The 8,142-nt window shown below is 51.4% G+C and carries 6 protein-coding genes and 1 tRNA gene; 6 read left to right on the top strand and 1 reads right to left on the bottom strand.

Annotation, left to right across the window (positions count from 1 at the left end):
* Positions 1–45: 45 nt before the first annotated feature.
* A tRNA-Asn gene (locus GXX57_07595) sits at positions 46–120 on the top strand.
* An 82-nt stretch (positions 121–202) separates the two neighbouring features.
* Here GXX57_07595 and GXX57_07590 read toward each other — a convergent pair.
* Complete coding sequence (locus GXX57_07590) at positions 203–1,132, bottom strand: helix-turn-helix domain-containing protein (protein ID HHV44512.1); 930 nt, start codon at positions 1,130–1,132, stop codon at positions 203–205.
* A gap of 196 nt (positions 1,133–1,328) precedes the next feature.
* Between GXX57_07590 and GXX57_07585 the strand changes: the two genes are divergently transcribed.
* From GXX57_07585 to GXX57_07565, 5 genes are all read left to right on the top strand, one after another.
* On the top strand, positions 1,329–1,976 hold the full coding sequence (locus GXX57_07585; protein HHV44511.1) for a histidine phosphatase family protein: 648 nt from the start codon (positions 1,329–1,331) through the stop codon (positions 1,974–1,976).
* Positions 1,977–2,013: 37 nt separating this feature from the next.
* Positions 2,014–3,267: a DUF58 domain-containing protein gene (locus GXX57_07580; protein HHV44510.1), complete on the top strand. Its 1,254-nt coding sequence runs from the start codon at positions 2,014–2,016 to the stop codon at positions 3,265–3,267.
* A 55-nt stretch (positions 3,268–3,322) separates the two neighbouring features.
* On the top strand, positions 3,323–4,846 hold the full coding sequence (locus GXX57_07575; GenBank protein ID HHV44509.1) for a DUF4129 domain-containing protein: 1,524 nt from the start codon (positions 3,323–3,325) through the stop codon (positions 4,844–4,846).
* Positions 4,847–5,214: 368 nt separating this feature from the next.
* Positions 5,215–7,182, top strand: a complete 1,968-nt coding sequence (locus tag GXX57_07570; protein ID HHV44508.1) for a beta-galactosidase — start codon at positions 5,215–5,217, stop codon at positions 7,180–7,182.
* A 441-nt stretch (positions 7,183–7,623) separates the two neighbouring features.
* Positions 7,624–8,142: hypothetical protein (locus GXX57_07565; protein ID HHV44507.1), on the top strand; the 519-nt coding region annotated here is incomplete at its 3' end.

Genomic DNA, 8,142 nt, shown 5'->3' with positions numbered 1-8,142 from the left:
TGGAGACGCAGTGGGAGAGTAGGTCGTCGCCGGGACCTAATTTAATCCTCGGTAGCTCAATGGTAGAGCACCCGGCTGTTAACCGGGTGGTTGCTGGTTCGAGTCCAGCCCGGGGAGCCAGTTTTTAAAAAAGCCACCTTTTGTAAGGTGGCTTTTTTAGATCCCATATGGAATTGAACATGTGAAAAAGACATTGTTGCTGTTAGTCCCTGGGTACGTAATTGAGGTTTAAAACGATGTCCTGGGGATAGTTGCCGAACTTGCGGCCGAAGAGATTCAATCCCCGTGGATATTCCGCCCCGTCTTTGTTGCCGATGGCAATCTCGATAGTCTTCTTTTCTGCAGTGATGTTGAGGTCGTTTACGGTCACATCACTGATGCGAACGCCGTCGATGTATGAACCGGTATGGTTGATGCTCCAGCATTTGAGTAGTCCATACTGGGTGTACCGGGTCAGCCACCAAAGGGGTGTTAGATTTCCCCGTTGACCGCCGAAATCTCCGGGGGAACGCCAAGTGCCAATCTCAACCCCATCAATCCAGAGGGTAATATCCGACGGCCAATCCTCATTGAAATTCGGTGCTTCGCTGCAGATCTCCATACTGAGGTCCAGTCTTTCTAGGGTGGTGTGATCCGGTAAGTGGTTAGGGAATCGATAGGTGACGATGCCCTTGCGAAACCAGATCAACTGGGCAAAGACATGTTCCGGTGTGAAGAAGGACTTCACATCATCCAACACACCGATGATCCCCGTTTCTGAAGCCAAACCGCAAGGGGGTTCAACCATCACTTCTTTGTAATTCCCCACGGGCATGGATACTTCTACACTGTCGGGCCGGGGATGGACCTCTAGGCCGGGAAGTCGGATGGTGATTTCGTCATAGGTCCGGCTGCACAGTTTCTTGGTCCCGCGCTCTCCAGGGCAATAGGTGGTCGCAATGAGCCCGGCTTCCTCCAATTTACGCAAGTTGGCCCCGGTGGTGGATAATAGCTGTCCTAACTCCTCGGCGATTTCTGTGACAGACATCATCTGGTTACTGAGCATATTCAGAATGTTCAGTCGAACTTCGGACGACAGGGCCTTGAGTACCTTGAGAGCTTCCATTCCTTCTAACGTCAGCTTGCGCACCATTCCATCCTCCTCAATTACACAATATTATATACCGAGGTGAGGAGTGTGGGCAACCTTAAACTGGGTTTAGATGGGGATTTCGTGGAAATAGGTGACTGGTGTTAGGTAACCTGCTGAAAAGGAGACCCTTGATTCTATCTAGGAACCTGCCGGATTTGTTATACTAAACAGAGTGTCAAGCAAGGGGTGGTCGGCAATGTCGAGGGTTGATTCTAAAAGGGTTTTGATTGTACGCCATGGGGAGACGTCCTATGTCTTTGAAAGAAGGTATCAGGGTCAGATGGATATTCCCTTAAACGCCCGGGGACGGGCCCAGGCCCAGGCGTTGGCTCGTTATCTGGCCCAGGAATCCATTCAGTACATTTTCAGTAGCGACCTGAGTCGGGCCAGGGCTACGGCGGAACCCGTTGCCCAGCGAAAGGAGCTCCCGATTCAAGTCTTAAAGACCTTACGGGAGCGGAGTTTTGGTTATTGGGAAGGAATGACCTTAGAGGAGATTTCCAATCGGTATCCAGAGGAAGTTGTCAAGTGGCGGAAACGCCCCCTTTCCTTTGCTCCAGGCGGCGGGGAGTATTTCTTCCAGGTGCGGGACCGGGCTAAGCGGGCGTGGAAACAGGTCTGTGCCACGATGTCCCCGGGGGAGACTGCTTTGGTGGTGACCCACGGGGGGCTGATCCGCGCACTTTTTTCCTATCTGTTCGGACTTAAGAACGAGTTCGTCTTTCGACTAAAACCGGCCAATGCGGCCTTGAGCATCGTGATCGTCAGTCAAGGACAGCCGCAGCTGCACCTGTTCAATGAGACTTGTTACTTGAAGGAGCTAGCCACCTCCATCGAGAATTAGGTAATGGGTACTGCGATCTATTTGGCGGAGGATGTCCATGGGCCGGTATGCACTTTATCTTGCTGTGATCGTCCTGGTGGCTTTGTTTTTCCAGGGAAAGTTCATCTATGTTTTGATGTATGCCTTGGTACTGTTATATATAGCAGCCCCGCGGCTTGTGGATTATGCCTTGTCGAAACTAGAGATTCGCCGGCATTTGCCGCAGGACAAGATCTTCTTTGGGGATACCACTAAGGTAACCGTGGAAGCACGGAATCCTACTTTAGTGCCTTTGCCCTTTCTTTTGCTGCAGGAACGTGTTTCGGCGGACCTAGCTCCGGCAGGTTCCTTTAGACATGTGACCTTCGTTCCATCTCGCGGTACGGTGTATTGGGAGTACCAGGTGATGGGGCGGCGAAGGGGTCTGCATGCTGTGGGTCCCCTTTTGCTCGAAGTGGGGGATCCCTTCGACTTGCACCGGAGGGTAGGGAGGATGGCGAAGCTGGATTACCTTCTCGTCTACCCGAAACTATACTCCATGGCCGAACTGGGGTTACCCTCCAAGTTGCCCTTTGGTGCCATTGGGACCAAGGATAAATTCTTTGAAGACCCAAGCCAGATGATTGGGATCAGGAATTATGCCCCGGGCGATCCCTTGAAGCGGATTCATTGGAAGGTGTCGGCCCGGGCGGGGCGTTTGCAGGTGAAGCAGTATCAACCTACCATCGCCCTGGAGACAATGCTGATGGTGAACATGAACCTCGATGAATACGCCAGCCACGCCAAGTGGCAAACGGAACAAGCTATTGAGGTGGCCGCATCCTTGGCCAATGAATTGCATCGTAGAGGTCAGACCCTGGGGTTGTTAAGTAACGGTCGCATTGTCCCCTTGGGTGACTCCGATGATGATGTGGTGGTCAAGTTCGCGGAAGAAGGAATCGAGGAAGTGCCAACAGCGGGAGAAGTGCACCAGGGGGTGAGTATCCGCCCCGGCAAGGGGACAGCGCATTTTATTCGGATTCTGGAGATCCTCGCCCGGTTGGAGCCCCAAACCGAATCACCCTTTGTGGAGTTCATCGCTCAGGGCAATCGGGGATTGTCCTGGGGAGCAACCCTGTTGATTGTGACCTACCGGGATACCGCGGAGCTGGTGGATCTGGCTTACCGGTTCCGCAGAAGTGGATATAACGTGGTCATTGTGGTGGTGGGTAAGAGTATTCAACACCATAACTTGACCACAGGCGATCGGGGATTGCTGATCTATCAGGCCGCAGTGGGAGGTTTGCAGAATGTCATCTCCTGGAGCAGCTAATAGAACTGATGTCCGCTGGTTAGAATGGGTTGCCCTTCCTGCCACCCTATGCGGCATGTTGATCTGTTTTGCCACCGTAACGCGCTTGACACTGGTTTTGTGCACAGAACGCTTTTCTCCCGACAGTATCTTCCTGTTCTTGGCCATAGGTGTGGTTATTGAAGGGGTTTACGGAACCCTCGTTTTGGCCAAGGCTATGCCGCCAGCCCTTTTACGCGTTCTGGAAGTATCCGTGATTGTCCTATTGGGGAAATACTTTACCATCACCACCTTCCTCGAAGTAGATGTGACCCTTTCGGCACTGCTATCGGTGCGGAATCTGTTGAGCTTGACCTATGCTGTGCCCGTGGGTTATCTCTTGGTTCTCTGGGTGCTTGCCGTCATTCTTACATCCAACTTGATCTGGATGCGCCCCACATACGAGAATCTGCGTGTTCCCAGCTTTTCTGATACCTACTCCCAGATGGTGGTGCAACCCTTTGCGGTAAGGGAGCGTCAAGAGACTGCCTATCCTAAGCTCGGACGTTGGTTCTTCCGGTTGACACTGTTTCTTTTGGCCTGTTGGGTCCTCACTTCCAAGTACGCCGCTCCTTCCAGGCAAATTGCTTACGTATATGCACTTTGGGGCATCGGCTTTGCTGTCTGCGGGCTATTGTTAATCTCCCTCAGTTACCTATATGAGAGTCGTAAGCTATGGCAGCAGGCGGGGGCATCCCTTAGTGCGGGTTTGGAACTGACTTGGGTGCGGAGCACCGCGTTGGTTCTGGTGGGTTTGATGGCCGTTGGGTTCATCTTGCCCGCTAATATTTCTCCCTTGGACAGTAGTATGTTGGTAGGATTGTTCCAATGGCTGTTTGGTTGGCTGCAAGACCTGGAGATTTCGCCTGCGGTGGTGAGTCCCGATTCATCTGCGGGTTCTTCTACCACCAGGAGCAATCAAAGGACCCCGTCCTTTGGATACCACCAACAGCTGGATACTTTGAACGTCATTGGCTGGGGGCTCTTCTTCTTAGGAGCATTTCTGTGGAGTATATTGCCTCAGCTTTTGGCCCGCTTGGGCGTGGTGCTCATCTTACTCGGGCTTGTTCTATGGGCCATCTACAAGGATGCAAAACATGCTCCGAAGGCCTTGCGCTTGCCCATACTCTTTGTCCAATGGCTGGGAAAGTACGCCTTGCTCCTATGGCGTTTTATCAAGAGCTTGTTCACTGTCTCCTATTCTCGGGTACGAAGACTCGGTAAGAAGGCGGAGCGCAGGATCTGGGAAGAAGTGATCAAGTTCCAAACACCCGAGACCACCGCGGAAGAGGGAGTTGTCAATAACCAGCCCTGGATCAGACGCTTCTTTTCCTGGCTAATGGAGCAGGGAGAGGCTCTAGGCTGGGGACGTAGACCAAGCGAGACGGCCAATGAATATGTGGGTAAACTAGCGGAGAAGTATGACGACTTGGAGGTCGATCTGATGACCATTGGCCAGGTGTACACCCAGGTTCGGTACAGCGGACGGGAACTGGGAGGAGAAGTGGAGGAAAAAGCCCAGAAGTCCTCCGAACGGGTACAACGGCGTTTAGAGCAATAACCTGGGAGTCTCGGCGGACCCCGGGTTTTGCGTACGCAGGCTGCATTTATGGTTTAGGTTCTTCGCTTGTGCAGGACTTGTATAGTCCTTGTCGAAGTGATTGCCAATGCTAAAGGATGGTGTGGCTTGTAAAGGCGGTGGTTGATGTACCGAAGCTTTAATGATACTGGTTCTTTTTGCTTGTAGGACTTACTGTATTAAGGTCTAACGATAAAGGTTGTAGGGACTTTTTATAGGGGCCGTTTAGACAAGCACCGATTTTGTTATCGGTATTCGAGCGAGAAGACAGCATGGGATGCTTTGTAGTTGGATCTCAAGTTGAGAGAGAATATCAGAGAGCTGTTTCAGTCTTGAGGGAGGCAGAGGAGATGGGGAAGTTACGTTTCAGACAGGTACACTTGGATTTCCATACTTCGGAGAAAATTGTGGAGATTGGACATGGCTTTGATGCCGAAGAGTTTGCTAGGACCCTAGAAGCGGCCCATGTGGACTCTATCACGTGTTTTGCTCGGTGTCATCATGGCATGATCTATTACGATACGAAGTTCACCGAAGCCCGACATCCGGGCCTGAAGTTCGACTTGCTCAGGGCCCAGATTGAAGCTTGTCATAAGCGGAATATCAAGGTACCAATCTATATTTCCGTTGGTCTTGATGAGTACATGGCCATGCGTCATCCGGAATGGCGAGAGTTAACGGTGGAGGGGAAACTTGGCGGTGCTCCTCCCTTGGTCGCGGGTTGGCGGAAGCTGTGCTTTAACAGTCCCTACATTGACTATGTCATGGAGCAGACCAAAGAGGTGTTGGAGCTTTTCGAAGTGGATGGCTTGTTTTTCGACATCATCAGCCAGGGACAATGCCTCTGTAAGTATTGTATGGACGGCATGTTAGAAGCGGGTCTGGATCCCGAGAACGCCAGCGATCGGGCGAAGTATGCCCGACAGGTCTTGGACAACTTTCAGCGTAAGATGACTGCTCTGATCCGCCAGTACAACAAGGAATGTACCATTTTCTACAACGCAGGTCACGTTTCCCCCCGTACCGCGGATATTTTGGACACCTATACACACCTCGAGTTGGAATCCCTACCAAGCGGCGGGTGGGGCTATGAGCACTTCCCCATCACCGTGCGGTATGCGAAGAATTTGGGTGTGGAGTATCTTGGAATGACCGGCAAGTTCCACAAATCCTGGGCAGACTTTGGTGCTTTCAAGAACGAAGCAGCCCTCCAATTCGAGTGCTTTAATGCCCTGGCCCACGGTGCCAAATGTTCCATTGGTGATCAATTGCATCCCTCGGGGAAACTGGATCCCGTAACCTATGATCTGATTGGTAGTGTCTACAAGGAAGTGGCTGCGAAGGAACCGTGGTGTGATGATGTCACGGCTGTCACCGAGATCGGTGTCTTCACACCGGAGGCCATCGGAGCCGCGGACGCACGGGTAGATACGGCCTTGGCTGGCGCTTACCGAATCCTTGTGGAGTCTCACTACCAGTTTGACGTAGTTGATCAGCGAATGGATTTCAGCAAGTATAAGGTAATTATCCTGCCCGACAAGATTACCCTGGACGATTCTTTACGCCAGAAACTAAGTGAATATGTAGCTGGGGGCGGGGCTTTGTTGCTGTCTTACCATTCGGGATTGGACCGAGGCCTGACCCAGTTCCTCCTTGATGTGGGAGCGACCTATCAAGGAGAGGCACCCTATAGTCCAGACTATCTGAGACCTGTGGGTGAACTGGCCCGGGACATTCCCGATACCGAGTATGTGATGTATGATCAGGGTACGGCAGTGGAATTGACCTCAGGTCAAGGATTGGCGGAGCTATGGCAACCCTACTTTAACCGAACCTACAGGCACTTCTGTTCCCATCGCCATACCCCGGTCGAAAAGAAGATGCCCAATCCCGCCATTATAAAGAAGGATCGGATCATCTATTTTGCCCATCCGATTTTCTCCATGTATAAAAACCATGGCGCCCGGGTGTACAAACAGTTAGTGCAGAATGCCCTAAGGTTGCTTTGTCCTGAGCCGTTAATCAAAACCAATGCACCGACTACGGCCCATATCTCCTTGAATTGGCAGGAAAAGGAAAGCCGCCATGTGGTGCACCTGCTTCACTATATCCCCGAACGTCGTAGCAACCAGGTAGATACTATCGAAGATATCATTCCTTTGTACGATGTAGAAGTGGCGATAAAGACCGAAAAGCAGCCCCAACGGATCTATTTGGCCCCGGAGGGGAAGGTTCTCGATTTTAAGTACGCTGATGGATATGTGGAGTTGACTATACCGAAAATCTATGGACACGCAATGGTGGTTCTTGAGTATTAGAACCTACCTTAATATGAGCATTAAACTCCCTTTAGCCACATAAGAATGGGAATAGGGGTCTGATTACGCAGGAGAAGGCCTTACAAAAGGGACGATATGTCGACTGGGAGTATGATACCGTAGGTTACCCGAGAAAAATTTTTCCTACGGCGCAAAAAAACCACATTCGGAGAAGGAATATCATAAAACACGTAGAACTATAGGATATGCGACGCTGGCTCCAGGAAACACAGGGAGACTGGACGGTAGCGTCGTGCAGCAGCAGTTGGATGAGAGCTCTTTCCGTGGCTTGCTCCTACGGTGACATGTTACGTACTCTCGGTCCGGAAAGGCGCATCCAAAACACAATACTTGTAGGGGGGTGGCTGCACACTAACCAATTTTTCGCTTTACCGTCTCTTTGTCTTCAAAAAAGTATTTCATTAATGGAGGTTAGCAATGATGAAAAGACTCGTACTATTAGCTAGCATGCTGTGCCTACTGCTAGCCGTTACCCCTGTTTTTGCCGTTAAGAATGCGGATATCGACTGGGGTAACAACCATAACAGTGGACACTGGGGTTTTGTCTACACGAAGGGTCCCGACGATGAAGAAGGGTCTTTGCAGACCTACTTCAACATTCGTTCCGATCAGAGCCGTTGGCGCAAGCAGTTTGACGGTGCTTACATCGACGGTGGCCAGTCTCTTACTACGATGTTTGGAACCCGCCTTGGCGTAAACTACTCGCCTTACGTCGCTCAGTTCGATAGCGACAGCAAGGTGCTGGGTCTGCGGATTTACACCTTCAAGTGGAACGATTGGTCCTTTGATGGCACCTATGTATTTGCCCACACCCACCAGAACAACCACTGGAACCATACCCCTGCTATCGTAGGTCCCATAAAGCAGGATATCCTGTTGGGTGCCAAGGGTAGCATTGGCGATGCTTCCATTACCGCTGCTCTTGTACGGCAGAAGCTT

It is taken from the genome of Bacillota bacterium (assembly GCA_012839765.1).
Taxonomy (GTDB): Bacteria; Bacillota; Limnochordia; order DUMW01; family DUMW01; genus DUMW01.
The sequence above is the reverse complement of the archived record's forward strand: the minus strand, read 5'-3'. Positions and strand labels throughout refer to the sequence as shown.